Raw genomic sequence first — 26,160 nt, forward strand, 5'->3', positions numbered from 1 at the left:
CTCCAGAGTGTGCGGAACCGGCTCAGCCGGAGGACCGCAGGTCATACTAAGGTAAGGATTACCTAACCAAAAGGCCCAGTCTCGGCGGACCACGTGATCCCCACTACGATTAAGGCCTGCCTAACCTAAGGGAGCTGGCCGTTGGAGACCGCAAGGTGACGGGCAAGAGAGTGCGCCCTGTCCTTCTCGTGACACTGCTGGGTACCGTCCTGGCCGTCCTGTGTCTGCTGTCACTGGCGCTCGGCGCGGCCAACATCCCGCCGGACCAGGTGATCTCGGCTCTGTTCGGCGACGCGCCGAGCCGGTTCGTGGACAACGTCGTCTGGTCGGCGCGCATCCCGCGCACCGCGCTCGGCCTCACCGCGGGCGCGGCCCTCGGGCTGGCCGGGGCACTGATGCAGGCCCTGACCCGCAATCCGCTCGCCGACCCCGGAGTACTGGGGGTCAGCGCGGGCGCCGCCTTCGCCATCGTGCTCGCCGTCGGCGTGCTCGGTATCAACTCCCTGTACGGATATGTGTGGTTCGCGTTCGGCGGGGCGCTGATCGCCACGGTGGCCGTCTATCTCCTGGGCGGCCTCGGGCGGTCCGGGATGACCCCGGTGAAGCTGGCGCTCGCGGGCATCGCCGTCACCTCGATGCTGTGGTCGTTCACCCAGGCCATCGTGCTCACGGACGTGGACGCGCTCAACAAGTACCGCTTCTGGTCGGCCGGTTCACTCGCGGAGGCGGACAACGGCATGGTGTGGCGGGTCCTGCCCTTCCTCGCCCTCGGCGCGTTTCTGGCGCTGGCCTGCGCCCCGGCCCTCAACAGCCTGGCCCTCGGCGACGACGTGGCGGCCTCCCTCGGCCGGCGCCTCGGCCTGGTCCGGCTGGCGGGCGTCGCGGCGATCACCCTGCTGACGGGGGCCGCGGTCGCCGTCATCGGCCCCGTCGTCTTCCTCGGCCTGGTGGTCCCCCATGTGGCCCGCGTGCTCGCCCAGTCGGCGGGCATCGGCCCCGACCAGCGCTGGCTGCTGCCCCTGTCGGCGGTCCTCGCCCCCATCCTGCTGCTCGCCGCGGACATCCTCGGACGCCTCGTGGCACGGCCCACCGAGATCCAGGCGGGGGTGCTGGTCGCCTTCATCGGCGGTCCGTTCTTCATCGCCATGGTCCGTCGGCGCAATCTCGCGGAGGTGTGACCGTGCCGCATCAGAAGTCCGCCCCCACCTCCCCTTCCACCCTCAAGTCCCCCGTCGACACGCCCCGTTCGGCCGGAACCGTCCACCACCGCACCTTCCGGCTGGCGCTCCCGCCCGTCTCCGGTGTCTTCCGCCCCCGCCTCGTGGCCCTGTGCGTGATGCTCACCGCGGGCACCTTCGTCCTGTTCTGCTGGGGCCTGACCACCGGCGACTACCCGATCGGCTTCACCGACGTCGTACGGGCCCTGGTGGGCTCCGGCGACCCCGGCACCGTCCTCGTGGTGGAGGAACTGCGGCTGCCCCGCGCCCTGGTGGGACTGCTCGCCGGGATCGCCTTCGGGGTCTCCGGCGCGCTGTTCCAGACCATGACCCGCAACCCGCTGGCCAGCCCCGACATGATCGGCCTCACCCAGGGCGCGGGCACCGCGGTCGTCGCGGGCATCGTGCTCGGCTGGGACGGCGGACTGGGCACCCAGGCGCTCGGCCTGCTCGGCGCCCTGGTCACCGCCCTGACCGTCTACGCACTGGCCTGGCGGCGCGGCACCACCGGCTACCGGATCATCCTGGTCGGCATCGGCGTGGCCTGGATCTGCACGAGCGCCACCGACTACCTCGTGGCCAAGGGCGGACGTTTCCAGGCGCAGGCCGCGCTGGGCTGGCTGGTCGGCAACCTCAACGGCCGCACCTGGGGGCAGGTGGGCCCGCTCGCGATCGCGCTGGCCGTGCTGCTCCCGACGGCCCTGCTGCTCGGCCGGCTGCTGCGCACGCTCCAGCTCGGTGACGACGTGGCCACCGGGCTCGGTACGCGCGTACAGCCCGTACGCCTCGCCATCCTGCTCACCGGGGTCGGTCTGATCGCCTTCGCCACCGCGTCCGCGGGGCCCGTGGCGTTCGTGGCACTGGCCGCCCCGCAGATCGCACAGCGGCTGGCCGGCACGGCCTGGCCACCCACCGTCGCCTCGGGACTGACCGGGGCACTGGTCGTCCTGGGCGGCGACCTCATCGCCCGTACGCTCGTCCCCGGCACGGAACTGCCGGTCGGCATCGTCACCGGTGTGCTCGGCGCGCCGGTCCTGCTCTGGCTGCTCGTCCGCGCCAACCGCGCGGGCTCAGGAGGTTGATTCCATGTCGGCTGAACCCCTGTCGACCCCCGACCCCGATCCCGACCTGCGGGCGAGCGGTCTGCGGCTGGCGTACGACAACAGGCTGGTCGTCGACGGCCTCGACCTGGCGGTCCCGCCCGGCCGGATCACGGCCATCGTCGGCGCCAACGCGTGCGGCAAGTCGACCCTGTTGCGGGCGCTCGCCCGGCTGCTGGCCCCCAAGGAAGGGGCCGTCCACCTCGACGGCCGGGCGCTGCAGTCCATCCCCAGCAGGGAGCTGGCCCAGCGGCTCGGCATCCTGCCGCAGAGCCCGGTCGCGCCCGAGGGCCTGACCGTCATCGACCTGGTCAACCGGGGGCGTTCACCGCACCAGACCTGGTGGCGGCAGTGGTCGAAGACGGACGAGCAGGCCGTGCACCGGGCGCTGGCCGCGACCAACATGACGGACCTCGCCGACCGGCCCGTCGACGAACTCTCCGGCGGTCAGCGGCAGCGCGCCTGGATCGCCATGGCGGTCGCCCAGGGCACCCCCGTCCTGCTCCTGGACGAGCCGACGACGTATCTCGACCTGGCCCACCAGATCGACGTCCTCGACCTGGTCACGGACCTCAACCGCCGGGAGAACCGTACGGTCGTGATGGTCCTCCACGACCTCAACCAGGCCTGCCGGTACGCCGATCACGTCGTCGCCATGAAGTCCGGGAAGATCGTCGCCGAGGGCAGCCCGGCGGAGGTCATCACCGCCGAGACGGTCGAGCACGTCTTCGACCTGACCTGCCGCATCACGATGGACCCGGTCAGTCACACCCCCCTGGTCATCCCGATGGGCCGCCACCACGGGGGCCCGTCCCTGGAGACGGCGACGGTAAAGGCGGCCGACTAGAGCCTCGCGGGCGGGACTTGTGTGCGTCGTATGACCGAACGGTGACCGTAAGAGGCAGATGAGGCTGGGGGGACGGCAGGTCCGTACCTATGTCTTGACACTGATCTCGTTCACTTCTTAGAACGAGAGGCGAAGCATTTCCCCCCACCTCAGTGGGCGCGCCCCCGCACGGGGACGCCCTACGGAAGGGAGAGTCGTGGCTTCCCCACGTCTGCTCCGCAAATGCCTTCTCGCAGCACTGCCCGCCGCCCTCGTCGCGGCCGCGTCCGTCGCCCCCGCCGCCCACGCGGACCCCACTCCGCGGGCGGCCCAGGCCGTGACGTTCTCCGACACCTTCGACGGGGCCGCCGGCTCCGGTGTCGACCAGGGCAAGTGGCAGGTCGAGACCGGCGACAACGTCAACAACCACGAGCGGCAGTACTACACGGCGGGCAACAACAACGCGAAGCTCGACGGCCAGGGCCACCTGGTCATCGAGGCCCGCCGCGAGAACCCGGCCAACTACCAGTGCTGGTACGGGTCGTGCGAGTACACCTCGTCCCGGCTCAACACCTCCGGCAAGTTCACCGCGACGTACGGGCACGTCGAGGCCCGGATGAAGATCCCGCGCGGCCAGGGCATCTGGCCCGCGTTCTGGATGCTCGGCCAGGACATCGGTGACGTCGGCTGGCCCAACTCGGGCGAGATCGACATCATGGAGAACGTGGGCTTCGAGCCAGGAACCGTGCACGGCACCCTGCACGGCCCCGGCTACTCCGGTTCGGGCGGCATAGGCGCCGGCTACTCGCTGCCGAACGGTGAGGCGTTCGCGGACGCCTTCCACACCTTCGCGGTGGACTGGGCGCCCAACAAGATCACCTGGTCCGTGGACGGCGCCGTCTACCAGACCCGCACCCCGGCCGACCTGAACGGCAACACCTGGGTCTTCGACAAGCCGTTCTTCCTGATCCTCAACCTCGCGGTCGGCGGCTACTGGCCCGGCGACCCCGACGGTTCGACCAGCTTCCCGCAGCAACTGGTCGTCGACGAGGTGAAGGTGACGACCAGCGACGGCTGACGGGGCCGCCGGCGACACCCTGTGAAGCGTGGCCGCCGGAACGCGTTCAAGACCCGAACACGTGGTGCCCGGCCGGGATCGCCTCCCGGCCGGGCACCACGCGCGTGTCAGACCATCAGACCATCGGACCGTCACACCACCGGAGCCGGAGCCGGAGCCGCTGCGCGCGCCACCGACGCCGAGGGCACAGGGACCACGGAAGCCACAGGGGTCACAGAGGCCACGGTGGGCACGGAGGCCGTCGGGTCCGGCACGACCGTCGTGCCGGACCCCGCGCCGCCGACCAGTCCGTCGAGCAGGGCGTGCGGGGCACGGCCGTCGAGCACCCGGGCCACCCCCACCCCGCCCCGCACGGCCCGCAGACACGCCTCCATCTTCGGCCCCATCCCGCCGGCCAACCCCGGCAGCGCCCGCTCCAGTTCCGCCGCCCCGATCCGGTCGACGACCCGCTCGCTCGCCGGCCAGTCGGCGTACAGCCCCGGCACATCGGTGAGGACGACGAGGACCCGCGTCCCCAGCGCGGCGGCCAGCGCGCCCGCCGCCGTGTCCGCGTTGACGTTGTAGACCTGCCCGTCCTCGCCCCGGCCCACGGAGGAGACCACCGGGATGTGGCCGCCCTCCAGCAGCAGCCGTACGACGGCGGTGTCGACCCGGGCCACATCGCCGACCAGGCCGATGTCGACGCTCTCACCGGCCACTTGGGCGTACCGCTTGACGGCGGTGAGGGTGTGCCCGTCCTCGCCGCTGAGGCCCACCGCGTGCGGCCCGTGCTCGTTCAGCAGTCCGACCAGGTCCTTCTGGACCTTGCCGGACAGCACCATCCGTACGACCTCCATGGTCTCGGGGGTGGTGACCCTGAGCCCGTCGAGGAAGTCGGACTTGAGCCCGAGCCGGTCCAGGTGGGCGGCGATCTGCGGGCCCCCGCCGTGCACGACGACGGGCCGGACGCCCGCCCGGTACAGGGTGAGGACGTCCTGCGCGAAGGCCCGCCGGAGCGTGTCGTCGGTCATCGCGTGGCCGCCGTACTTGACGACGACCGTGTGCCCGCGCAGGGGCTCCAGCGCCGCAAGCCGCTCGGCGAGACCGGCGGACGCGGCAGCGCCGGTCACCGCGTCCGCGGCAGCACCGGCCGTCACGACCCCGTCCGTCACCGCCCCGTCGGCCACCGTCGCGCCGGTCACCGCGGTGGCGCTCACGGGCGACCCGTGAGATAGCCGCCCATCGTGCGGAAGTAGTCCGTCGCCGCGTGCTCCGCGCCGTCCTCGGTGCGGACCCGCTTGACGACCAGCCCGCGCAGCCGCCCGTTCCTCGCCTCCGTACCGGCGACGATGACGATCCCGTCGCCCTCGCGGATGAAGATCCGGCCAGGGGTTCCGCCGTAACGACCCTCCGAGACCGCGGACTCCACGATCCGGATCCGCTGCCCGCGGTGGTGGGTGAACGCGTTCGGGTACGGGTCGCACTGGGCCCGTACCAGCCGCTCGATGTCCTCGGCCGGCCAGGTCCAGTCGATCCGGCTGTCCTCCAGGGACCGCTTGTGGAAGAAGCTGGCCCGGCTGCGGTCCTGCGGTATCCACTGCGCGCGGCCCGAGGCGATGAGATCGAGCGACTCGTTCACGACCGGGCCAATCAGGTCGACCGTGCGGTGGAACAGGTCGGCGACGGTGTCGGTCGCGCCGACCGGCACCGCGCGCTGCAACAGCACGTCGCCGGCGTCGAGTTCGGCGTTCATCCGGTGCGCGGTGACACCGACCTCCCGCTCGCCGTTGATCAGCGCCCAGATCAGCGGGGAGAAGCCCGCGTAGGCCGGGAGCAGCGAGTCGTGGATGTTGAGCGTGCCGTGGGGCGGCAGGTCGAAGACCTCCGGGGGCAGCACGGTGCGCCAGTTGTTGGCGACGATCAGGTCCGGCTCCGCGTCCTTGAGCGCGGCGAGGAGCTCGGGGTCGTCGGGCCGGTTGCGCAGCAGCACCGGTACGCCGTGCTTCTCGGCCAGATCGGCCACCGAGTCGTCCCAGATCTTCTCGTACACGTGGTCGCTCTTGGGGTGGGTCACGGCCAGGACCACCTCGTGGTCGGAGTCCAACAGAGCCTGGAGGGTGCGATGCCCCCAGGTCTGGTAGCCGAACATGACGACCCGCATAGTCGATCCTCTCCTAGGACACACCATTGCAAGGTAAGGCTAACCTTATTTAACATCAGTGGCGCCTAGGGGAAGGAAAAGTTGCGGTGAACGCACTGCACGACGAACCGGACGCCGTCCTTGACGTGCTCGGTATAGGGTTTGGGCCGTCAAATCTCGCACTGGCCATTGCGGTTGAGGAACACAACGCCCAAGCCGCTCCGGAGAACCGGATCCGCGCGGGATTCCTGGAGCGTCAGCCGTCGTTCGGCTGGCACCGGGGCATGCTCATCGAAGACGCCACGATGCAGGTGTCCTTTCTCAAGGACCTGGTCACCATGCGCAACCCGACCAGCGACTTCAGCTTCCTGTGTTTCCTGCGGGAGCGGGGCAGGATGGTGGACTTCCTCAACGCCAAGACGCTGTTCCCCCTGCGGATCGAGTTCCACGAGTACTTCGAGTGGGCCGCCGCCCGGGTGGCGCACCTCGTCGACTACTCGGACGAGGTCGTCTCCGTCGATCCGGTGACCGGCCCCGACGGGGAGGTCCGCTGGCTGGACGTCATCAGCCGCGTGCCCGGCGAGCCGGGCCGGACCGTCACCCGGCGGGCCCGGAACATCTCGGTGGCCGTCGGCCTTGAGCCGCATCTGCCGCCGGAGACGGCCCTGTCGGACCGCATCTGGCACAACAGCGAACTCGTGCCGCGCGTGCGGGAGCTGAACGCCTCCGGTGACGGCGGCTCGGTGGGCCGTGTCCTGGTGCTCGGCGCGGGCCAGAGCGGCGCCGAGGCGCTCGACTACCTGCACCGTTCCTTCCCCGAGGCGGAGATCTGCGCGATCTTCGCCAAGTACGGGTACACGCCCGCCGACGACAGCCCGTTCGCCAACCGGATCTTCGACCCGGAGGCCGTGGACGTCTACTTCCGGTCCACGCCGGAGGTGAAACAGTCCCTGGTCGACTACCACCGCAGCACCAACTACTCGGTGGTCGACATGGACCTCATCGAGTCGCTGTACGCGACGATGTACCGCGAGAAGGTCCAGGGCCGTGAGCGGCTGCAACTGCGCAACGTGTCCCGCATCCGGGACGTCCGCAGCCTCGACGACCATCTGGAGGTCACCGTCGAGTACCTCCCCACCGGGGAACGGGAGGTGATCTCCGCGGACCTGCTGGTCCACGCGACGGGCTACCGTCCCAGAGACCTCGACACCCTGCTGGGCAGAACCGCGAAACTCTGCCTGCGGGACGACAAGGACGCCGTACGCGTCGGCCGCGACCACCGTGTCGAGCTGACCCCCGACGTCACGGCGGGCATCTATCTGCAGGGCGCCACCGAGCACACGCACGGCCTCACCTCGACCCTGCTGTCCACCACGGCGGTACGGTCCGGCGAGATCCTGGAGTCCCTGATCGCCCACCGCGCAGGCGACTTGGCGGATTCGGCGATACCGGCGGCCTGAGCGGCCCGTCCGGCGCGGGTGCGACACCGGCACCCACCCCCACACCCGCGCCGGGCTCCCGCACACACGCCCGCCCTGGGCAATGCCATGGTCAGCAACTTAGAGTAGCCTCACCTAAGTTTTCTTCGTCCGATCCCGGAGGGGTTGCGGGTGAGTCCTACAAATCCGTCAGGACGCGACGTCCTGCGGGAGTCGGTCAGGGAGCAACGCCGGGACGTCGGTCTGGGCGCACTGCTCGCCTCCGGACACCAGGTCGGCGAAGCCCTGGTCCCGGTGCTGATCGGCGTGGTGATCGACCGGGCCGTCACCGGCTCCGACACCGGCGCCCTCCTCCTGTGGCTCGGCGTGCTCGCCGTGGTCTATGTCGGGCTGGCCCTGTCCTTCCGCTTCGGCGCCTGGGCCGGCGACCGGTCCGCGGTCCGGGCCGAACACTCCCTGCGCATCTCCCTCGTACGACGCGTACTGCACCCCGGCGGCGGCGCCGAGGACGGGCGGCTGCCCGGAGCGCTCGCCAACATCGCGACGGAGGACGCCAAGCGGGTCGGCGGCGTCAACACGGCCGTGATGTACGGGATCGCGTCCCTGGCCGGCATCCTCACCTGTGCCGTCGTCCTGCTGCGCACGTCGGTCCTGCTCGGTCTGGTCGTCCTGCTCGGCACTCCCGTGCTGCTGTGGCTGGGGCATCTGCTGAGCAAGCCGCTGGAGACCCGCAGCGAGGCCGAGCAGGAGCGCGCGGCGCACGCGTCCGCCGTCGCCGCCGACCTGGTGGCGGGCCTCAGGATCCTCAAGGGCATCGGCGGTGAGTCGGCGGCCATCGACCGGTACCGCACCACCAGCCGCGACTCGCTGGCGGCCACGCTCAAGGCGGCCCGCGCACAGGCGTTCCAGAGTGGCATGGTGCTCTCCCTGACCGGCTGCCTGATCGCCCTGGTCGCCCTGGTGGGCGGACGGCTGGCGGCCGAAGGGACCATCAGCCTGGGCCAGTTGGTGTCGGCGGTCGGGCTCGCGCTCTTCCTCGTCGGCCCCCTCGAAGTACTCGCCTGGGTCAACGCCGAACTCGCCCAGGGCCGCGCCTCGGCCGGCCGGGTCGGGGAGGTCCTGGCCACCCCGCACGGCGTCACCGCCGGTGACCTGAGCCTGCCGTCGGAGGTGCGCGGCGCACTGCGACTGGCCGGCGTCAGCCACGGCGGACTGCGCGAGGTGGACCTGGACATCGCGCCCGGCGAACTGCTCGGCGTGGTCGCCACCGACCCCGCCCACGCGACCGATCTGCTGCGCTGCCTTGCCCGGCGGGCGGACCCCGACTCGGGCACGGTGGAACTGGACGGCGTGTCCCTGCGGGACCTGGATCCGGCCGAGATGCGTACGGCCCTGCTGGTCGCCGAGCACGACGCGGACCTCTTCGAAGGCACCGTCCGCGACAACGTGACGGCCTCCGCTCCCGCGTCCGGCGATCCCGAACCGGCCATGACGGCGGCCGGAGTGGACCAGGTCGCGCAGACCCTGCCCGACGGCGAGGACACCGCGGTCAGCGAACGCGGCCGCTCGCTCTCCGGCGGACAGCGCCAACGGGTCGCGCTGGCCCGCGCGTTGGCCGCCGACCGTGCCGTCCTGGTGGTCCACGATCCGACCACGGCGGTCGACGCCGTGACCGAGGCGGGTATCGCGACCGGTCTGCGCGAGGTCCGCAAGGGCCGCACCACGGTCCTGGTGACCACCAGCCCCGCCCTGCTCGCCGTGACCGACCGGGTGGTGCTGCTCGACGGCGGCCGGGTCGCCGACACGGCCCCGCACGCCGACCTGATCACCCGTCATGAGACCTACCGAGCGGCGGTTCTGGCATGAGTGACACCGCCGTCGAACCGGGCGGAACCACCATCTCCGGCCGGGAGTTGCTGCCCACCGCGACCCAGGCCCGTACCCGCGCGGCCGTACGCGAACTCGTGCGCCCGCACCGCCGACTGGCGCTCGGCGGGTTCGCCATGATGGTCGTGGCCACCGCGGTCGGGCTGCTGGTCCAGCCGCTGCTCGGCCGCATCGTGGACCTGGTCGCCGACCACCGCCCGCCGGGGAGCATCACCCAGCCGGTCGTCCTGCTGGTGCTCGTCGCCCTCGCCCAGGGCGCGGCCACCGTGCTGGGCCTGGCACTGGTGGCCCGGCTCGGCGAGACCGTCCTCGCGCAGCTGCGCGAGCGGTTCGTCGAGAAGGCCCTGCGGCTGCCCCTGGAACAGGTGGAGAAGGCGGGGGCGGGCGACCTCACCGCACGGGTCACCCGCGACGTCTCGGTGGTGGGCGAGGCGGTGCGCTCCGCCCTGCCCGAACTGGCCCGCTCGCTGCTGGCCATCGTGCTGACGCTGGCCGCGATGGCCGCGCTGGACTGGCGGTTCTTCCTCGCGGCCCTCGTCGCGGTGCCCGTCCAGGCCTCCACCGCCCGCTGGTACGTGCGCAACGCCGTGCCCCTCTACGCCGAGCAGCGGATCGCCACCGGTTCCCAGCAGCAGCAGTTGCTGGACACCATCGCGGGCGCCGGAACCGTACGGGCGTTCCGTCTTGAGGAGGAGCACACCGCGCGGGTGACCCGGCGTTCGTCGGCGGCGGTCGAGCTGACCCTGCGCGGCGTCCGGCTGGTGCTGAACTTCTACAACCGGCTGCACGTGGCGGAGTACGCCGGGCTCGCGGCGGTCCTCGTCACCGGGTTCCTGCTGGTGCGCGGCGGCTCGGTGTCCATCGGCACGGCCACGGCCGCCGCGCTCTACTTCCACAGTCTGTTCTCGCCGGTCAACCAGGCGCTCGTCCTCCTCGACGACGCGCAGTCGGCGACCGCCGCGCTCGCCCGCCTGGTCGGGGTCGCCGACCAGCCCTCACCCGAGCCGCGGCTCTCCCCCGAGCCGCAGCCGTCCGCGGGCCACGAGCCACGGGCCACGGACGCGCACGGCACGGTCACCGTGACGGGCATCGACCACGCGTACGAGCCGGGCCGCCCCGTCCTGCACGGTGTGGACCTCACCCTCCGGGCGGGTGAGCGGGTGGCCCTGGTCGGCGTGAGCGGCGCGGGCAAGACCACCCTCGCCAAACTCATCGCGGGCGTGCACCGTCCGACGTCCGGCTCGGTACGCGTGGCGACCGGCGACGGCGAGCCCCGCGAGGGCCTGCCCGTTGCGCTGGTCACCCAGGAGACGCATGTCTTCGCCGGACCGCTCGCGGACGACCTGCGGCTCGCACGGGCCGGCGCCACCGACGACGAACTGCGTACGGCACTGGCCACGGTGGACGCCCTCGACTGGGCCGGGGCGCTCCCCGACGGCCTGGACACGGTCGTCGGCGACGGCGGGCACCGCCTGACCTCCGCGCAGGTCCAGCAACTCGCCCTGGCCCGCCTGGTACTGGCCGATCCCCCGGTGGCCGTACTGGACGAGGCCACCGCCGAGGCGGGCAGCACCGGCGCCCGGCTCCTGGAGCAGGCGGCCGACCGGGCGGTCGAGGGCCGTACGGCGCTGATCGTCGCGCACCGCCTCACCCAGGCCGCCACCGCGGACCGGATCGTCGTCATGGACGGCGGCCGGATCGTGGAGAACGGCACCCATGACGAGCTGTGCGCCGCGGCCGGCCCCTACGCCTCCCTGTGGGCGGCGTGGTCCGGCACCCGCGCCACGGCCGACCTGACCCCCACGCACCACCCCAGCCCTCACAGCACCACCAGCCACGTCACCACCAGCCCTGACACCACCACCGTGAAGGACCACTGATGCCCGGCTCTTCCAGAGGCGCACGCCTTGTCGCGACGCTCGCCTCCGCACTCCTCCTGTTCGGCACCGCGGCGGCCTGCGGCTCCGACGACGACTCCGGCTCGGACGCGGCGGGCGCGGACAAGTCCGCGTCCGCGAACAGCGCCTTCCCGGTGACCCTGGCCCACAAGTACGGCAGCACCACCGTCAAGTCCGAGCCGAAGCGGATCGTCACGGTCGGGCTGACCGACCAGGACGCCGTACTCGCCCTCGGCAAGGTGCCCGTCGGCACCACCGAGTGGCTCGGCGGCTACAAGGGCGCCATCGGCCCCTGGGCCACCGACAAACTGGGCAGCGGGAAGACCCCGACCGTGCTGAAGGACACCGGCACGGGCCCGCAGACGGAGAAGATCGCCGCGCTGAACCCCGACCTGATCCTCGCGGTCTACGGCGGCCTCACCAAGGACCAGTACACGACCCTGTCGAAGTTCGCCCCGGTCGTGGCGCAGCCGAAGCAGTACAACGACTTCGGTGTGCCGTGGCAGCAGCAGACCGAGATCATCGGCAAGGCGCTCGGGCAGGAGTCCGCGGCGAAGGACCTCGTGAAGGGCGTCGAGTCCGACTTCGCGACCGCCGCCAAGGACAATCCGAAGTTCGCCGAGTCCACCGGCGTGATGGCGACGCCGTACGAGGGCATCTTCGTCTTCGGCAGCCAGGACTCGCGCTCGCGGGTCCTGACCGACCTCGGTTTCAAACTGCCGACCGACCTCGACAAGGTCATCGGTGACAAGTTCGGTGCCAACATCAGCAAGGAGCGCACCGACCTGCTGAACACCGACGCCGCCGTCTGGATCGTCGGGGACACGGCCAAGGACGAGGCCAAGCTCCACAAGAACGCGCTCTACGGCGACCTGGACGTGGTGAAGCAGGGCCGCGAGGTCTTCGTCGAGGAGACCAGCGACTACGGCAACTCCGTGTCGTTCGTCTCGGTGCTGAGCCTGCCCTACATGCTGGAGCGTCTGGTGCCGCAGCTGGCCGCGGCCGTCGACGGCGACACCGCCACGAAGGTGACCGAACCGACCTCTTGAGAGTGACCTCGCGACTACAGCGGGGCCCAGCGGACAGAAGGTCCGGGGCCACGGATCGTCCGTGGCCCCGGACCACGCTGTGTCGGGCGACACGCTCGCGACACCAGAGGCTGAAAGTATGATCAACCAATGTCTGACATGACCGAAACCACGCCCGGCTGGCTGCCCCACGACGAGCTGGAGCAGGCACGCGCCCGTATGCCGATCCTGTACGTCGAGGCCGTGCCGGTACGCGTCGACGACAGCGGCGAAGTGACCAGCATCGGACTGCTGCTCCGCATGGGATCGGGCGGGGCGGTCAGCCGCGCGCTCGTCTCCGGCCGGGTGCTGCACCACGAACGGGTCAGGGACGCCCTGCTGCGCCACCTGGAGAAGGATCTCGGGCCGGTCGCGCTGCCCAGGATCCCCGCCTCGCTGCAGCCCTTCACCGTCGCCGAGTACTTCCCGACGCTTGGGGACACGCCGTTCCACGACCCCCGCCAGCACGCGGTGTCGCTCGCCTACATCGTGCCGGTGACCGGTGACTGCCGTCCCCGCCAGGACGCCCTCGACCTGGTCTGGTTCAGCCCCCAGGAGGCGTCCTCCGCCATGGTCCTCAACGAGATGCCGGGCGGCCACGGCGCCCTGCTCAAGCAGGCCCTCGCGCACATGGGCGCCCTGTCCTGAAAAGGACGCGCGGATCGCTGTTCGGCGACCCGGCGTCCCCTCGGACCGTGGGAGTGGACGTCGGCGTGGGAGCGGGCGCCGGTGTGGGAGCAGGCGTCGGTGCGGGCGTGGGTGTCCCCGAGAACGGGCGCGGGCCGACCCCTTGCCGGTCCGCTCCCCTCAACCCGCGTGCAGCCGCTGGTATTCACCCAGCAGGCGGGTCAACTCCCGCACCATGAAGGCGTAGTAGGTGTGCATGTCCCGCAGCCGCGCCTGCTGCGCCTCCGGCATGTCCGCCCCCCGCTCCCGCGCGGTCCGCGCGAGCTCGAACAGCTGCTGGGTCTGGTCGAGTTGATGCTGGAGGCAGCCGCTCCACGCGTCGTCGCGCCATACGTAACCGGCCTGGCGCACGCCGGGCACCTTGACCCGTTCGACCGTGCCGTTCGTGATGAGCAGGCGGGTCATCTCCGACACCGAGCCCTTGCTGGCGCCCAGGGCCTCCTGCAGCTCCGGCATCGTCATGGGGTCCGGGCTGAGCATCAACACGCCCCCCAGCCGTCCGGCCATCGGCGGCCACCCCATCGCACGTCCGATCCGCTGCCCGAAGTCCTCGACCAGCAGCTCGTCCACCCCGGCCGGGCTCTCGCCCTCCCCGGCCGGACTCCCCGCGCGCATGGCCGAACCGTCGTCGGCGGCTGGCGACACCGATCCTCCCGTACGGAAAAAAATGAAAATTCATTCTTGACTGAACTTTCCTGATACGTCAGATTACCAGCATCCACGCAGGAGTCACCGGCGCGGGACGCTCCCGTATCAAGGAGTCCAGATGGCAGAACATGATCGCGATCTGATCGTCGTCGGCGCGGGGTCCGCCGGTGCGGTGCTCGCAGCCCGCGCCGCCGCCCGCGGCCGGCGGGTCCTCCTGCTGGAGGCCGGCCCCGACCACCGCTCGGCGCAGCTGCCGGAACCGTGGCGCTCGCCCAATCCCGTGGTGGCCCTGATGGACCCCGCGGCCTCGGAACATCTCGTGTGGACCGGCCTGAACTCCTCGCGCACCGAGAAGCAGCAACAGGCCCCGTACTGGCGCGGCCGTGGGATGGGCGGCAGTTCGTCCGTGAACGGCCAGATCGCGATCCGGCCGCCGATGGAGGACTTCGAGGAGTGGGCCCGGCTCGGGTGTACCGGCTGGGCGCCGGAGGACGTGCTGCCGTACTTCTCGATGCTGGAGGACGACGAGGAGTACGGGGACCGGCCGTACCACGGCCGGGGCGGACCGACCCCGATCCACCGGACCCCGAGGAGCGCCTGGGGAGGCGTCGACCGGGCCCTGGCCGACTCGGCGCTCGCGGCGGGGTACGGCTGGGCGCCCGACGTCAACGCCCCCGGCGCCACCGGAGTCTCGCCCTACCCGATCAACTCCCGTGACGCGCGCCGCGTGACCGTCAACGACGGCTACCTCGAACCCGCACGCGAACTGCCCGGCCTCACCGTCCGCGGCGACGCGCTCGTGGACTCCGTCGTCTTCGAGAACGACCGCGCGATCGGCGTCCGGGTGGTGATCGACGGGGCGATCGTCACGGAGTACGCGGACGAGGTGATCCTCAGCGCGGGAGTGATCCACTCCCCGGCGATCCTGCTGCGCTCGGGCATCGGCCCCGCCGCCCGGCTGCGGGCGCTGGGCATCGACGTCCGCCAGGACCTGCCGGTCGGTGTCGGTATGCAGGACCACGCGATGACGGTGCTCTCCCTGCCGTTGCGGGCCGAAGCCGCCATCAAGTCACCGCACGACCGGCACACCAACGTCTGCGTGCGCTGGTCCAGCACCTCGGGTACGCACTCCGACGACCTCATGTTCGTCTCGCTCAACCAGAACGTGCTGGCCATGGCCACGGCGAACGCCGAGTCGCACTCCGGTGGCTTCGGTGTCTGGCTGAACCGCACCCACTCGCGCGGCGAACTGACCCTGGTCTCCACCGACCCTTCGGCACACCCGTACGTCGCCCAGCGGATGCTCTCCGACGAGCGCGACCTCGCCCCGATGCGGGAGGGCGTGCGGGCCCTCGTCGAACTGAGCGGCCGTGCCGAGACAGCCGCAGTCCTGGGCGGTTCGGTCGCGGAAGCCAACCGTCCGCTGTTCGAGGCCCTCGCGCACGACGGCGACCTCGACGACCACCTGCTGTCCACCGTCATCGACGCCCAGCACGGCACGAGCACCTGCCTGATGGGCGCTCCCGGAGCCGCCGACACGGTCGTCGACCCGGCGTGCCGGGTCCAGGGGGTACGGGGCCTGCGGGTCGTGGACGCCTCGGTCTTCCCCGCCGTGCCCCGGGCCAACACCAATCTCGCCGCCATCATGACCGGCGAACTCATGGCCGCCCGGCTCGACGCCTGATCCGCTCCCTCACCGCGACACCTCGACCCACCCCGTACCGAAGAGAGACGGCCACCCTCATGGAAACCCTTCAGCACTACATCGGCGGCCGGTGGGCGGAGCCGGCCGGCGAGGACGTCGTCGCCGTGGTCAACCCCGCCACCGAGGAGACCTTCGCGCAGTTCCGCGCGGGCGGCGCCGACGACGTCGACCGCGCCGTGGCCGGGGCGGTCGCGGCGCAGCCCGGCTGGGCCGCGCTCACCGTGGCCCGGCGGGTGGAACTGATCCACGCCTGGGCCGACACGATCGCCGCGCACGCCGCGGAACTCGCCGAACTGGAATGCCGGGAGATGGGCAAGCCGGTCGGCATCGGGCAGTCCTTCATCGCGGGTGCCGTGGCCGGGCTGAAGGCAGCAGCGGACCAGGCGCTCACCTACCCGTTCACCGAAACGGTGACGGGTACGGACGCGGGAGCAGCGGATGCGGGTACGGGTCCGGCGGGCGGGCGGACCGACATCGTCCGCCACCCGCTCGGCGTCACCACCGTGATCACCCCGTGGAACTTCCCCGTCGTCATGGTCCTCGGCGCGCTGGGCCCGCTGCTCGCCGCCGGGAACACCGTCGTGGTCAAGCCCTCCGAGCGGTCCCCGGTCTCCACGGTGCGGCTGTTCGAGCTGGCCGCCGCCACCGGGCTGCCCCCGGGCGTACTGAGCCTGGTCCTCGGCGACGCCCGCACCGGCGCTGCGCTGACGGAACACGAGGACGTACAACTCGTCCACTTCACCGGGTCGGTCGGCGCGGGCCGTGCCGTGGGAACGGCGACCGGTCGGCGGCTGAGCCGCAGTGTGCTCGAACTCGGCGGCAAGGACCCCGTCGTGATCGACGCCGGAGTCGATCCGGTGACCACCGCGCAGGCCGTCGCGTTCGGCGCGTTCATCAACACCGGCCAGATCTGCACCTCCATGGAGCGGATCTACGTCCATGAGCGGATCGCGGACGAGTTCGTCGAGGCGCTCGTCGCCGCCGCGGGCACCTTCGCCGTCGGCGACGGTCTCGACCCCGCCACGATGCTCGGCCCCCTGGTGGACGGACGGCAGCGCGACACCGTACGCCGTCATGTCGAGGACGCCGTCCGCAAGGGCGCCACCGTGCGCGCGGGCGGAGCCGTGCCGGACCGTCCCGGCTACTTCTACCCGGCGACCGTGCTCACCGGGGTCGACGACACCATGCTCGTGATGACCGAGGAGACGTTCGGTCCGGTCGCGCCCGTCACCGTCGTGCCCAGCTTCGAGGAGGGCCTGGCCCGCGCGGCGGACTCCCGCTACGGCCTCGCCGCCACCGTCTACACCGACGACCCCGACCACATCTCGGCCGCCGCGCGACTGCCCGTCGGTGTCGTGTGGGTCAACCAGTGGCAGGGCGGCGGCCCCGAGCGGCTGTACGAGCCCGCCCGCGACAGCGGTATGGGAGCCACCGGGGCCCGTGCCGCCTACGACGCGGCGACCCGGCCCGCCGCCGTGCACATCGCGGCGACCGTCCCGGCGGCCGCAACCGCTCCGGCGGCCGACCGGTGACCACCGCCAAGGAGGCCGCGGCACGGCACGTCCGTGCCGCGGCGGACGACCTGATCGCCCTCTCCCACCGGATCCACGCCCACCCCGAGTTGGCCTTCGAGGAGTACCTCGCCAGCCGCTGGGTCGCCGACGCCCTCGGCGACGCGGGGTTCGAGGTCGAGCACGGATACTGCGGGCTGCCCACCGCCGTGCGGGCGACGGTCGGCAGCGGGCCGACGCACATCGCGATCTGCGCGGAGTACGACGCGCTGCCCGACATCGGCCACGCCTGCGGCCACAACGTCATCGCCGCGGCGGCCGTCGGCGCCGGTATCGCACTCGCCCCCCTGGCGGACGAACTCGGCCTGACCGTACGGGTGCTCGGCACCCCCGCCGAGGAAGGCGGCGGCGGCAAGGTGCTGATGCTGGAACAGGGCGCCTTCGACGGCGTGCACGCGGCCATGATGGTCCATCCGGCCGCGGTCGAGATGGCGGCGATGCCCGGCCTGGCCGTCACCCAGTTCGACGTGGCCTACCAGGGCAGGGCGGCCCACGCCGGCGCCTATCCCGAGCTGGGCGTCAACGCGGCGGACGCCATGACCGTCGCCCAGGTGGCCGTCGGGCTGCTGCGCCAGCACACCACCGCCTCCGACCGCGTCCACGGCATCGTCACCCGGGCCGGCTCCGCCGCGAACATCGTCCCCGACGCCAGCCAGGGCCGCTGGATCGTACGCAGCGACAGCCTGGACGCGCTGCGGCCGTTGTCCGAGCGGGTGCGCCGCTGCTTCGAGGCGGGCGCGCTGGCCACCGGCTGCGAGCTGACCACCACACCGGTCGGCCCCGACTACGCCGACCTGCGGCCGGACCGGGACCTGCTGGACCTGTGGGTCGCCAACGCGACGGCACTGGGCCGCCGCTTCCCCGACCTGCCGGCCGGTGTCACCGGCGCCGCCACCGACATGGGCAACGTCTCCCACGTCGTACCCACCATCCACCCCATGCTCGGCCTCGACTGCGCGCCCGCGGTCAACCACCAGCCGGAGTTCACCGCCGCGTGCCGCACCCAGAAGGCGGACCGGGCCGTGCTCGACGGGGCGACCGGCATGGCCTGGACGGCCATCGATGTCGCCCTAGCGGCTCAGCGCCCCTGAGAGCAGCCCCGAAGTCCTGAACCACGGTTCTGACCGGAGGAGGCATGTAGCCGGTGGAGGCCAGGGCCAGCCGACGGCTGTAATCGCCGCTGGGTTGCGGCTCGTGAGGAACAGATGCCGGTTCGCGGCGCACGGCCATTCCCCAAGGACGGTCTCTGCCAGCAGCACGCGCCTGTGGGGGAAAGTCATTCTCCGACCGCTACGTATCGGCCCGAGCCCTCTCCGATCTCCTCCCGCTCATCCAGGTTGACCACCACCCCGGCCGGTTCCAGTGCTCCGCGTATGCGCTGCATCATGGGCTCGGAGAGATAGTGGCGGTGCAGATCCAGTTCCTTGAGGTGCGTCAGGGGCTGGCCACCGAGGAGCGCGGTGGCACCGGTGTCACTCAGGGTGCCGAGGCCCAGGTGCAGCGCGGTGAGGCGAGCGACGACGGGAGCGCCGGCCACCGCGGCGGCGATCTCGTCCTGCATGTAACTGTTCTGCAGTCCGAGGCGCCGCAGGGCAGGCAGCCGGTCACCGTCGAGGATGGGGGACAGGTCGGCGAGGGTCGTGGTGCAGCCGTAGAACTCCTCACCCAGCCACAGGTCCAGGTGCTCCAAGGCGGGCAGGTCGCTGGCGGCCACGGCGCGCGCCACCTCGCCGGGCAGACCGCCGTTCTCCAGCCGCAGGATGCGCAGGTGCTCGTGCCGCAACGGTGTCAACCGCAGGCCCGAGCCTTCTTCATCAGCCGCCATGCCTACGGTTGAGCCGCGCACCCCAAGTTCTCTGAGACGGGGGAATGCGTTGAGAATTGGCGTCACATCACCCTGAACTATCCAGGACATCTCGGATTCTTCGGGTGTGAGATCGGCGAGGTACAACGCCTTGAGGCCGGTGAGCCGGTCCGCAGCGGCAATGAGCTCGCTCACCGCCCGATCAGGGGGGCCTTCCGAGGAGTAGGCACCGCCACCAAGGACCAAAGCCTGTACCCGCGCAAGGTCTACCGTCTTGAGGAAGCGGTCCCATTGCCCCTCGTAAGTCCCATCGGGTACGGCTTCGCTCCAGATTTCACTCGCCTCATAGTCGGCGCTACAGATGCGCCATGCGACATCCTCCGCCGCAGGCATCGGCCCATCCCCCTCCCCCGGAGCCGGGAACTGGTGGACGGGAAGACCGTGCAGCGCCGTTAAGTGATCCATATACATAATCAATCCGTTCACAGGCGAAGTCCACGCCGATTGATCATCGGGGTCAGCCAGTCCGTAGACGGCCCCCTCGCGGCGAGTGAGGGCGAGGATACTCGGAAACCGCGCAGGCCAAGGAAGCGCCCGCCGCCTCGGTTGTGCGCCAGGTTCCGCGGCTCCGACTGTCACTGGGACTCTTCAAATCTGACGGGTGGCCTGGTCGATCTCGGGTGGGCCGACGAAGGACTGGCCGGCGATGGCGGCCTTGCGGAAGATACGCCACCAGCCTTTCTGGAGGTTTCCAGTCGCCGTGGAAGCGGGGTCACCACCCGGCCGGCGGTCTGCGCTCCCATGCCTTGTCAGCCGGCATCCGCGAGGATCTCCATGAACGGGCCGCCGGCCAGGAGTTGGACCAGGTCCGGCTCCCAGACCTGGGTGAAGATCGGCTCACGCGCCTCAGCCGCCATCGCGCAGAGCGCAACGAGGCACCTGGGCACCGAGCCACGGCCTACCGTGCACGAGGTCGTCAGGGCGCGAGTCCGACGACGGCTTCCAGGTCTTCGAGACCGGCCAAGTGCGCGGCGAGTTCACTGCGTTCGGCTTTGGTGAGGGGGACGGCGCGGGCACGGGTGAGGGCATCGACCGCGGAGGTGGTGTCATCGACGCGGATGGCGAGTTCGGCGCGGTAGGCCAACGCCTCGACCAGGTCGGCGGCCGGTGCGCCATCCTGCTCCCGGGCCAGCGTGGCGTCCAGGATCTTCGCCGCCTGCCGAGTGTCGCCCTTGGAGTCGCCGAGCACGACGGCGTTCTCCAGCGCCTTGGCCAGTTTGCCGACCGCGGGCGCACCGTTGCCGCTGGTGCCCGGCGACGGGAAGATGCGGATCCAGTTCCCGCCGGGGTCGATGACCGTGAACCCGGACTGGTGGTCGGCGTTCTTGCGTTTCCGCGGGCGGGTCATCCGCGGGATCCCGGAGACCAGGAGCTTGCCGTGGACCGCGCGCATGCCTGCGGCGAACGCCTCGAAGAGCTGCTGGGTGTCGGGCACGATGACCACACAACTGCCGTAGGAGTCCTCGGGCTTGAAGCCTGGCATGCCGAAGAACTGCAGTTGGAGGTCTTCTCGCTGCAGGCCCGCGCACGGGTTCGGGCGGACCTGGTAGTAGGTCCGGGTGAAGCCGAGCATGGTGTAGAACTCGACGATCTCGTCGATGGACCCGCACGGAAGCAGCGGGACGGTTATCTCGTGGGCCATGGCATTGCTCCGTCTCGAAGGGAAGGTTTCGCCGATGCCCGCGGCTGCTACTCGGCCGGCTGTGCGGGGTGGCGGCTGGGGGAACCGGGCTCACCGGCCATGCTGAAATCGCCCTCTTCCAGGCGGTGGATCAGCCGCCGGGTCCACTGGGCGCCGGTATCGGCGGTCGCCAGCCACAGTGAGATGACCTCGCCCACCGGGCCCCAGGTGTCCAGCTCCGTGTCCGCGGGCAGGTGTGCGGTGATGCCGGTGCGCCAGTCGCGCATCGCGTCGGCTCGGGTGCGCAGGATCTGCAGGGCCTGCCCCCGGGGCAGGTCCTCGATGAGGCCCACCGCGGCACACAGGACGTCCAGCCTCGGTTCGCGGTCGGCCAGGGCCCGGCCCAGGAGGCTGAGGTACTCCCGCTCACCCTTTTCCGTCAGCTCGTATTCGATTCTCGGCGGGCCCCCGGCGACCGAGGGGTCCGCATCGAACGTCGCATCCAGCAGGCCCTGTCCGGCCATGCTCTTGAGCGCGTGATACACCGAACCCGATGCGGCGGTGGACCACTCATGCGCGCTCCAGGCCTCCAGATCCGCGCGGATCTGATAGCCGTGTGCGCGACCGCGCCTGCGCAGCGCTCCCAGGACCAGAAGTCGTAGCGGCTTCATCCAAGCCCTTCCACCTGAGTAGCCAAATTTGGCTACTGCGGGAAACGTACTCCACCTCGGGCGCATTAGCCAAATTTGTTTACTCTAAGTCGTGCGCCGCCGTTGGCCGTGCACGAGCCTGTGAGCACCCATACAGCGCCAGCCCCCGACAACGACCGAGGGCCGGTTTCGGATGCCTCCGAAACCGGCCCTCATCTGCGACTGTCTCCAGTCGGGACGACAGGATTTGAACCTGCGACCCCTTGACCCCCAGTCAAGTGCGCTACCAAGCTGCGCCACGTCCCGATGCCCGCGATGACCTGGGGTTTCCCCTGGCCGGACGGACATCGAAACTCTACCGCACTCGGGTCGGTGGTCGCGCACTCCTTTTGTCCCGCCGCCGTCGCGCACGGCCACCGCTTGACCTCAACCTTGCCTGAGGTTGCACGATCGTCTCCATGACGACGACAACGACGGAACACCGGCAGGAGTACGGCCACGGGGACCGGTACGACCGGTACGAGGCGCTGACCGGCCTGATGGAGCTGATGAGCGGGGACGAGAAGCACGGACCGGCGGCGACGTCCACACTCGACGCGCTCTGGGTCCTCTACGACCGGGTGCTGCGCGTCGGCCCCGACCGGGCGGACGACCCCGGACGGGACAGGTTCCTGCTGTCCAAGGGGCACGGACCGATGGCCTACTACGCGGTGCTCGCCGCCAAGGGATTCGTCCCGGTCGACTGGCTTCCGGGCTTCGGCTCGTACGACTCTCCGCTCGGCCACCATCCCGACCGTGTGCTCGTGCCCGGCGCCGAGATCGGCAGTGGTTCGCTCGGGCACGGGCTGCCGATCGCCGTCGGCACGGCGCTGGGACTGCGGGCCCAGGGACTCCACGACCCGCGCGTATGGGTGCTCGTCGGGGACGCCGAACTGGACGAGGGCAGCAACCACGAGGCCATCGCCTACGCGGGCCCCGCCGGACTCGACCGCCTGCACACCGTCGTGATCGACAACTCCTCCGCCAGCTGGGCCAGGCCCGGCGGGATCGCGGCGCGGTTCGAGGCCGCCGGCTGGTCCGCGGCGACCGTCGACGGGCGGGACCACGAGGCCCTGTACGCCGCCTTCACGGCACCGCACCCGGGGCTCCCGCGCGTGATCGTCGCCCAGGTCGAACCGAAGGACAGCTGAGGCCGGCCACCGAGGCCCCCTCGCCCCCGTCTTCTCCACCGAAAGGCTTCCCCATGGACACCATGCGTGATCGGTTCGCCCCCGTCGTGTCACGGCTGCTCGACGAGGATCCGCGCGTCGCCGTCGTCCTCGCCGAGATCGGCATGGCCGATTTCGAGGAGGTCCGGCGCCGGCATCCGGACCGGGTGATCAACGTCGGCATCCGCGAGCAGCTGCTGGTCGGCGCGGGCGCGGGACTGGCGCTGACCGGGCTGCGGCCCGTGGTGCACACCTTCGCCAGCTTCCTCGTGGAGCGGCCCTTCGAGCAGATCAAGCTGGATCTCGGCCACCAGGGCCTGGGCGCGGTGCTGGTCAGCGCGGCCGCGTCCTTCGACTGGCCGGCGGGCGGCTACACCCATATGTCCCCCGGCGACGTCGCCGTCCTCGACACCCTGGACGGCTGGACCGTGCATGTGCCGGGGCATCCGGACGAGGCCGAGACGCTGCTGCGGCACGCCGTCGCGGCGGACGACGACAAGATGTACGTACGGCTGTCCACGCAGTCGAACGACCGGGCTCTGCCCGTCGACGGCACTCGGTTCCTTACCGTCCGTGAAGGGCGGGCCGGTGTGGTCGTCGCGGTCGGTCCGCTGCTCGGCCCGGTGCTGGCAGCGACCGAAGGACTCGACGTCACCGTGCTGTACGCGACGACCGTGCGGCCCTTCGACGCGGTCACGCTGCGCCACGCCACCGAAGGGGCGAGCCCCGATGTGGTCCTGGTCGAGCCGTATCTCGCCGGTACGTCGGTCTCCGCCGTGAACGACGCCCTCGTGGACGTCCCGCACCGGGTGCTCGGCCTCGGCGTGGGCCGCCGGGAGCTGCGCCGCTACGGCCTCGTCGAGGAGCATGTGGCCGCGCACGGGCTGGACGCGAGGTCCCTGCGGGAGCGGATCGACGGATTCCTGGGGGTACGGGCGCGAGTCTGACCGCGCGCGCGAGCCTGACGTCTGACCGCGCGCGAGTCTGACGCGCGCGCCGGTCCCGAGCCCCGCCAGCCCGGAGCCGCGCCGGTCCGGAGCCGCCCTGACCCGCTCGCCTCCGGACCGGCCGCCCCTCCTCAGCCGTCCGCCACGACCCCCAGCTCCGGATAGGAGTCCAGCAGCCGGGTCGGTGCCGCCTGCCGCCAGGAGTCCGCGAGGATGTCCCGCAACTCGTCCGCGTCCTCGACGGCGGCCAGGCGCACACGCACCCACGCGGACCCGGCCTCGTGGGCGGCGACCCAGAACTTCTCGGGTTCGGCCAGGACCAGTTCGTCGCGCTCCGTCTTCGGACAGCGCACGGCCATGGAGGTCTCCTCCTCGGGCAGGGTGACGAACATCTTCCCCGCCACCCTGAAGGTGGGCATGCTCCAGGCGATCTTCTCCACGGTGTCCGGCAGAGAGAGACAGATTCGGCGTACGTCATCGGCATCCTGCATGGAACGCACCGTAACCAATGGCACTGACAAGACCGTCCGCCTGGGCCCGAAGGCGCCGCAACCCAGGCCTGAGCTCCGGTAATTCACCGCCTGGACGACAGCCTCCGACACCACACCAACTACTCTGGCCCCAGCCGTACGACCCGCGCCCCCGCATCCCGGGTCGTGCCCCGCCCCACAACGGTTTCCTCTCTTCCCGTTGGCCCAGAGGAAAGGTATGGAAGTACATGTCCGACCAGCAGCAGGCATCGGGAGAATCCTCCACCCGCGCAGCGGAGACCGGCACTCCCGACGCCGACGCCGTCGCGGCCCAGCTCTCCGGCGCCGGCGCCTCGAAGCCCCCGACCGCCTCCACGTCCGAGGGCACCGACGCGGGAAAGGCAGCCGCGAGCGAACCGGAGGCCGGCGCCGACCCCGCGCCCTCCTCCACCCCCTCTGCCCCTGACGCCGACGCCGACGCCGAGAAGGCCGGGAGCGGCCCCGCGAAGGCCGGCAAGCCCGAGGCGGAGGCCGGAGCCAAGGGCGAAGCCGGAGCCAAGGCCGAACCCGAAGCCGAAGCCAAAACCGGTGAGAACGCGCAAGGCGCCACCGGGAGTTCCGAAGGCGAGGCGGCGAGCGGGAGCGGTACGCAGGCGGTCTCCGCCGCGGCCACCCGGGAGCAGCACGAGGCCGTCGCGATCGCCGCCATCGGCAAGAACACGGCTGTCTCCACCCGGAGCGCGGTCGGCACGCCCCGTAAGCCGGTGCTCGCCGGTGCCGCGCTGGCGGGCGCCATCCTCATCGCCGTACCGCTGCTGATCACGGTGACGGACAGGGACGAGGAGAGGAAGAACGTCGACAACACGGCCTCCGACACCGTCCTGAACGAGGCGGGCGGGCCGGCCGGCGTCTTCGAGACCCAGACCCCCTCCCCCTCGGAGTCCGAGCCGGAGAAGAAGAAGGAGAAGAAGGCGGCGCCCGTGGCCGCGCCGCCGGTCGCGGAGGAGGCCGCCGCACCCGCCCCGAAGCCGAGCCCTTCGCCGAGCAAGAAGAAGGCCGCCACGAAGAAGGCGCCGAGCACGTTGCCGGCCGTCATGACCAGGGTGCTCATCAAGAACAACACCAACGGCACCTGCGTGGACATCCCCGGCTTCAGCAGCGGCAGGGCGGACGGGCCGGTGACGCACGCGACGTGCAACAGCAACACCGACGACAACCAGCTGTGGAACGTCGAGAAGCGGTACGACAAGGCCGGACCCGGCGGAGTACCGCTCTTCCAGATCCGCAACGTCATGGACAGCATGTGCCTGGACCTGCCCGGCTACAAGGGCGTCGGAGGTGCCACCAAGGTCACGGAGTTCCCGTGCAACGGCACCACGAACGACAACCAGTTGTGGTGGCTGGACAAGCAGTCCGACGGCAGGTTCTGGATACGCAACGCCGCCAGCAACAACCAGTGCCTGGACTCCTACGCGAACGACGACTCCACGCGCGACCTGATCATCTGGCCCTGCGCCCCGGAGGGCCAGAACAACCACGAGTGGATCTTCACCCGTTCGTGACCGGACCGTTCATGACCCGACCGCTCGTGACCGGATCATTCATGAGCGGCCCGCGGGCTCATTCGGCAGGGACCGGCACGTACTTGTAGTAGATCGTGGTCGGGCGCAACTCGCCCGTCGGCGTCCTCGCGTAGTCGGGGATGACGCCCGACCTGGTCCACCCGGCCGACCGGTAGAGCGACTCGGCCGGGCTGTCGGTCTCGGTGTCGAGGTGGAGCAGGGTCAGGCCCGCCTCGGCTGCCGCGCGTTCGGCCGCGGCGAGCAGCGAGCGCCCGAGGCCGCTCCCCCGCGCCTCCCGGTGCACCATCAGCTTCGCCACCTCGGCCCGGTGACGGCTGTTGGGCTTGTCCGCGAGGACGAGGCTCACCGTGCCCACGATCCTGCCATCCAGGTACGCGGCCCACACGGCGAGGGAGCCGGACGTGAGCGCGTCCGCCCGCCCTCGCCACCAGTCGACGGCCGTGGCGCGGTCGAGCGGGGCGAGGAAGCCGATCGAGGCGCCGCCGTCGACCGTGTCGGTCAGCAGCTCCGCCAACTCGTCCACATTGGACTGCAGTTGATGGGCCGTCAGCCGTACGCAGGTCACGGCGGCCATG

Annotated in this window: 23 protein-coding genes and 1 tRNA gene; 15 read left to right on the forward strand and 9 right to left on the reverse strand. The window is 71.1% G+C overall.

Annotation, left to right across the window (positions count from 1 at the left end; genetic code table 11):
- Positions 1 to 155 precede the first annotated feature (155 nt).
- The 4 genes from J8N05_RS28160 to J8N05_RS28175 all read left to right on the forward strand — a co-directional run bounded on the left by J8N05_RS28160 (position 156) and on the right by J8N05_RS28175 (position 4,221).
- Entirely contained in the window at positions 156 to 1,178 is a 1,023-nt protein-coding gene (locus J8N05_RS28160; RefSeq protein ID WP_383935747.1) for a FecCD family ABC transporter permease, read from the forward strand.
- Positions 1,179 to 1,279: 101 nt separating this feature from the next.
- Positions 1,280 to 2,299 (forward strand): FecCD family ABC transporter permease, encoded by a 1,020-nt coding sequence (locus tag J8N05_RS28165; RefSeq protein WP_247706777.1) that lies wholly within the window; start codon positions 1,280 to 1,282, stop codon positions 2,297 to 2,299.
- 4 nt (positions 2,300 to 2,303) lie between these two features.
- Entirely contained in the window at positions 2,304 to 3,164 is an 861-nt protein-coding gene (locus tag J8N05_RS28170) for an ABC transporter ATP-binding protein (RefSeq protein WP_247706530.1), read from the forward strand.
- A 196-nt stretch (positions 3,165 to 3,360) separates the two neighbouring features.
- Complete coding sequence (locus J8N05_RS28175) at positions 3,361 to 4,221, forward strand: glycoside hydrolase family 16 protein (protein WP_210887600.1); 861 nt, start codon at positions 3,361 to 3,363, stop codon at positions 4,219 to 4,221.
- Between the two features lie 131 nt (positions 4,222 to 4,352).
- Here the strand turns inward: J8N05_RS28175 and argB are convergent, their stop codons facing one another.
- Together argB and J8N05_RS28185 are read right to left on the reverse strand one after the other, a co-directional pair.
- Positions 4,353 to 5,330: an acetylglutamate kinase gene (argB, locus tag J8N05_RS28180; RefSeq protein ID WP_407699981.1), complete on the reverse strand. Its 978-nt coding sequence runs from the start codon at positions 5,328 to 5,330 to the stop codon at positions 4,353 to 4,355.
- Positions 5,331 to 5,413: 83 nt separating this feature from the next.
- The gene (locus tag J8N05_RS28185; protein ID WP_210887603.1) at positions 5,414 to 6,361 is read right to left on the reverse strand and encodes a methionyl-tRNA formyltransferase; all 948 of its coding nucleotides are present in this window, start codon (positions 6,359 to 6,361) and stop codon (positions 5,414 to 5,416) included.
- A gap of 86 nt (positions 6,362 to 6,447) precedes the next feature.
- Between J8N05_RS28185 and J8N05_RS28190 the strand changes: the two genes are divergently transcribed.
- The 5 genes from J8N05_RS28190 to J8N05_RS28210 all read left to right on the forward strand — a co-directional run bounded on the left by J8N05_RS28190 (position 6,448) and on the right by J8N05_RS28210 (position 13,279).
- On the forward strand, positions 6,448 to 7,800 hold the full coding sequence (locus tag J8N05_RS28190) for a lysine N(6)-hydroxylase/L-ornithine N(5)-oxygenase family protein (RefSeq protein WP_210887605.1): 1,353 nt from the start codon (positions 6,448 to 6,450) through the stop codon (positions 7,798 to 7,800).
- Between the two features lie 150 nt (positions 7,801 to 7,950).
- The gene (locus J8N05_RS28195) at positions 7,951 to 9,645 is read left to right on the forward strand and encodes an ABC transporter ATP-binding protein (RefSeq protein WP_210887607.1); all 1,695 of its coding nucleotides are present in this window, start codon (positions 7,951 to 7,953) and stop codon (positions 9,643 to 9,645) included.
- On the forward strand, positions 9,642 to 11,546 hold the full coding sequence (locus J8N05_RS28200; protein ID WP_210887610.1) for an ABC transporter ATP-binding protein: 1,905 nt from the start codon (positions 9,642 to 9,644) through the stop codon (positions 11,544 to 11,546). The genes J8N05_RS28195 and J8N05_RS28200 overlap by 4 nt, the downstream gene beginning before the upstream one ends.
- The gene (locus J8N05_RS28205; RefSeq protein WP_210887614.1) at positions 11,546 to 12,613 is read left to right on the forward strand and encodes an iron-siderophore ABC transporter substrate-binding protein; all 1,068 of its coding nucleotides are present in this window, start codon (positions 11,546 to 11,548) and stop codon (positions 12,611 to 12,613) included. Before J8N05_RS28200 ends, J8N05_RS28205 begins: the two co-directional genes overlap by 1 nt.
- Before the next feature lie 138 nt (positions 12,614 to 12,751).
- The gene (locus J8N05_RS28210) at positions 12,752 to 13,279 is read left to right on the forward strand and encodes an NUDIX hydrolase family protein (RefSeq protein ID WP_210890444.1); all 528 of its coding nucleotides are present in this window, start codon (positions 12,752 to 12,754) and stop codon (positions 13,277 to 13,279) included.
- A 159-nt stretch (positions 13,280 to 13,438) separates the two neighbouring features.
- Here the strand turns inward: J8N05_RS28210 and J8N05_RS28215 are convergent, their stop codons facing one another.
- The gene (locus J8N05_RS28215) at positions 13,439 to 13,963 is read right to left on the reverse strand and encodes a GbsR/MarR family transcriptional regulator (protein ID WP_247706531.1); all 525 of its coding nucleotides are present in this window, start codon (positions 13,961 to 13,963) and stop codon (positions 13,439 to 13,441) included.
- 121 nt (positions 13,964 to 14,084) lie between these two features.
- Between J8N05_RS28215 and J8N05_RS28220 the strand changes: the two genes are divergently transcribed.
- The 3 genes from J8N05_RS28220 to J8N05_RS28230 are packed head-to-tail and all read left to right on the forward strand — an operon-like array spanning position 14,085 to position 18,333.
- Positions 14,085 to 15,650, forward strand: coding sequence for a GMC family oxidoreductase (locus tag J8N05_RS28220; RefSeq protein WP_210887617.1), 1,566 nt, complete (start codon positions 14,085 to 14,087; stop codon positions 15,648 to 15,650).
- A gap of 59 nt (positions 15,651 to 15,709) precedes the next feature.
- Positions 15,710 to 17,203, forward strand: a complete 1,494-nt coding sequence (locus tag J8N05_RS28225; protein WP_210887619.1) for an aldehyde dehydrogenase family protein — start codon at positions 15,710 to 15,712, stop codon at positions 17,201 to 17,203.
- Positions 17,200 to 18,333, forward strand: a complete 1,134-nt coding sequence (locus J8N05_RS28230) for a M20 family metallopeptidase (protein WP_210887622.1) — start codon at positions 17,200 to 17,202, stop codon at positions 18,331 to 18,333. The genes J8N05_RS28225 and J8N05_RS28230 overlap by 4 nt, the downstream gene beginning before the upstream one ends.
- 185 nt (positions 18,334 to 18,518) lie before the next feature.
- On the opposite strand, the gene J8N05_RS28235 is transcribed toward J8N05_RS28230, so the two are convergent.
- The 4 genes from J8N05_RS28235 to J8N05_RS28250 form a co-directional block, all read right to left on the reverse strand.
- Positions 18,519 to 19,532, reverse strand: a complete 1,014-nt coding sequence (locus J8N05_RS28235; RefSeq protein ID WP_308286891.1) for an STM4015 family protein — start codon at positions 19,530 to 19,532, stop codon at positions 18,519 to 18,521.
- A gap of 490 nt (positions 19,533 to 20,022) precedes the next feature.
- A complete protein-coding gene (locus J8N05_RS28240; protein WP_210887623.1) occupies positions 20,023 to 20,748 on the reverse strand; it encodes a VOC family protein in 726 nt (241 codons plus the stop codon).
- 47 nt (positions 20,749 to 20,795) lie between these two features.
- Positions 20,796 to 21,398: a PadR family transcriptional regulator gene (locus J8N05_RS28245; protein ID WP_210887626.1), complete on the reverse strand. Its 603-nt coding sequence runs from the start codon at positions 21,396 to 21,398 to the stop codon at positions 20,796 to 20,798.
- Positions 21,399 to 21,609: 211 nt separating this feature from the next.
- A tRNA-Pro gene (locus tag J8N05_RS28250) sits at positions 21,610 to 21,683 on the reverse strand.
- 152 nt (positions 21,684 to 21,835) lie between these two features.
- Here J8N05_RS28250 and J8N05_RS28255 point away from each other — a divergent pair.
- Both J8N05_RS28255 and J8N05_RS28260 read left to right on the forward strand, forming a co-directional pair.
- Positions 21,836 to 22,567: a transketolase gene (locus J8N05_RS28255; protein WP_407699939.1), complete on the forward strand. Its 732-nt coding sequence runs from the start codon at positions 21,836 to 21,838 to the stop codon at positions 22,565 to 22,567.
- 53 nt (positions 22,568 to 22,620) lie between these two features.
- Positions 22,621 to 23,532, forward strand: a complete 912-nt coding sequence (locus J8N05_RS28260) for a transketolase family protein (protein WP_210887629.1) — start codon at positions 22,621 to 22,623, stop codon at positions 23,530 to 23,532.
- A 131-nt stretch (positions 23,533 to 23,663) separates the two neighbouring features.
- Here the strand turns inward: J8N05_RS28260 and J8N05_RS28265 are convergent, their stop codons facing one another.
- Entirely contained in the window at positions 23,664 to 24,023 is a 360-nt protein-coding gene (locus tag J8N05_RS28265) for an MmcQ/YjbR family DNA-binding protein (RefSeq protein WP_189772358.1), read from the reverse strand.
- Positions 24,024 to 24,250: 227 nt separating this feature from the next.
- On the opposite strand from J8N05_RS28265, the gene J8N05_RS28270 reads away from it, so the two are divergent.
- Positions 24,251 to 25,564 carry an RICIN domain-containing protein gene (locus J8N05_RS28270; RefSeq protein WP_210887632.1) on the forward strand — a complete coding sequence of 438 codons (1,314 nt, stop codon included), beginning with the start codon at positions 24,251 to 24,253 and terminating at the stop codon, positions 25,562 to 25,564.
- Positions 25,565 to 25,622: 58 nt separating this feature from the next.
- On the opposite strand, the gene J8N05_RS28275 is transcribed toward J8N05_RS28270, so the two are convergent.
- Positions 25,623 to 26,159: a GNAT family N-acetyltransferase gene (locus J8N05_RS28275; protein WP_210887635.1), complete on the reverse strand. Its 537-nt coding sequence runs from the start codon at positions 26,157 to 26,159 to the stop codon at positions 25,623 to 25,625.
- Position 26,160: the final 1 nt, after the last annotated feature.

The organism is Streptomyces liliiviolaceus (assembly GCF_018070025.1).
GTDB classification, from domain to species: domain Bacteria; phylum Actinomycetota; class Actinomycetes; order Streptomycetales; family Streptomycetaceae; genus Streptomyces; species Streptomyces liliiviolaceus.

Coding starts and splice junctions, on each gene's coding strand:
- J8N05_RS28200 (WP_210887610.1), top strand. CDS start 9,642: ATGAGTGACACCGCCGTCGAACCGGGCGGAACCACCATCTCCGGCCGG.
- J8N05_RS28245 (WP_210887626.1), bottom strand. CDS start 21,398: ATGAAGCCGCTACGACTTCTGGTCCTGGGAGCGCTGCGCAGGCGCGGT.
- J8N05_RS28275 (WP_210887635.1), bottom strand. CDS start 26,159: ATGGCCGCCGTGACCTGCGTACGGCTGACGGCCCATCAACTGCAGTCC.
- J8N05_RS28270 (WP_210887632.1), top strand. CDS start 24,251: ATGTCCGACCAGCAGCAGGCATCGGGAGAATCCTCCACCCGCGCAGCG.
- J8N05_RS28260 (WP_210887629.1), top strand. CDS start 22,621: ATGGACACCATGCGTGATCGGTTCGCCCCCGTCGTGTCACGGCTGCTC.
- J8N05_RS28185 (WP_210887603.1), bottom strand. CDS start 6,361: ATGCGGGTCGTCATGTTCGGCTACCAGACCTGGGGGCATCGCACCCTC.
- J8N05_RS28225 (WP_210887619.1), top strand. CDS start 15,710: ATGGAAACCCTTCAGCACTACATCGGCGGCCGGTGGGCGGAGCCGGCC.
- J8N05_RS28220 (WP_210887617.1), top strand. CDS start 14,085: ATGGCAGAACATGATCGCGATCTGATCGTCGTCGGCGCGGGGTCCGCC.
- J8N05_RS28170 (WP_247706530.1), top strand. CDS start 2,304: ATGTCGGCTGAACCCCTGTCGACCCCCGACCCCGATCCCGACCTGCGG.
- J8N05_RS28240 (WP_210887623.1), bottom strand. CDS start 20,748: ATGGCCCACGAGATAACCGTCCCGCTGCTTCCGTGCGGGTCCATCGAC.
- J8N05_RS28205 (WP_210887614.1), top strand. CDS start 11,546: ATGCCCGGCTCTTCCAGAGGCGCACGCCTTGTCGCGACGCTCGCCTCC.
- J8N05_RS28210 (WP_210890444.1), top strand. CDS start 12,752: ATGACCGAAACCACGCCCGGCTGGCTGCCCCACGACGAGCTGGAGCAG.
- J8N05_RS28265 (WP_189772358.1), bottom strand. CDS start 24,023: ATGCAGGATGCCGATGACGTACGCCGAATCTGTCTCTCTCTGCCGGAC.
- J8N05_RS28255 (WP_407699939.1), top strand. CDS start 21,836: ATGACGACGACAACGACGGAACACCGGCAGGAGTACGGCCACGGGGAC.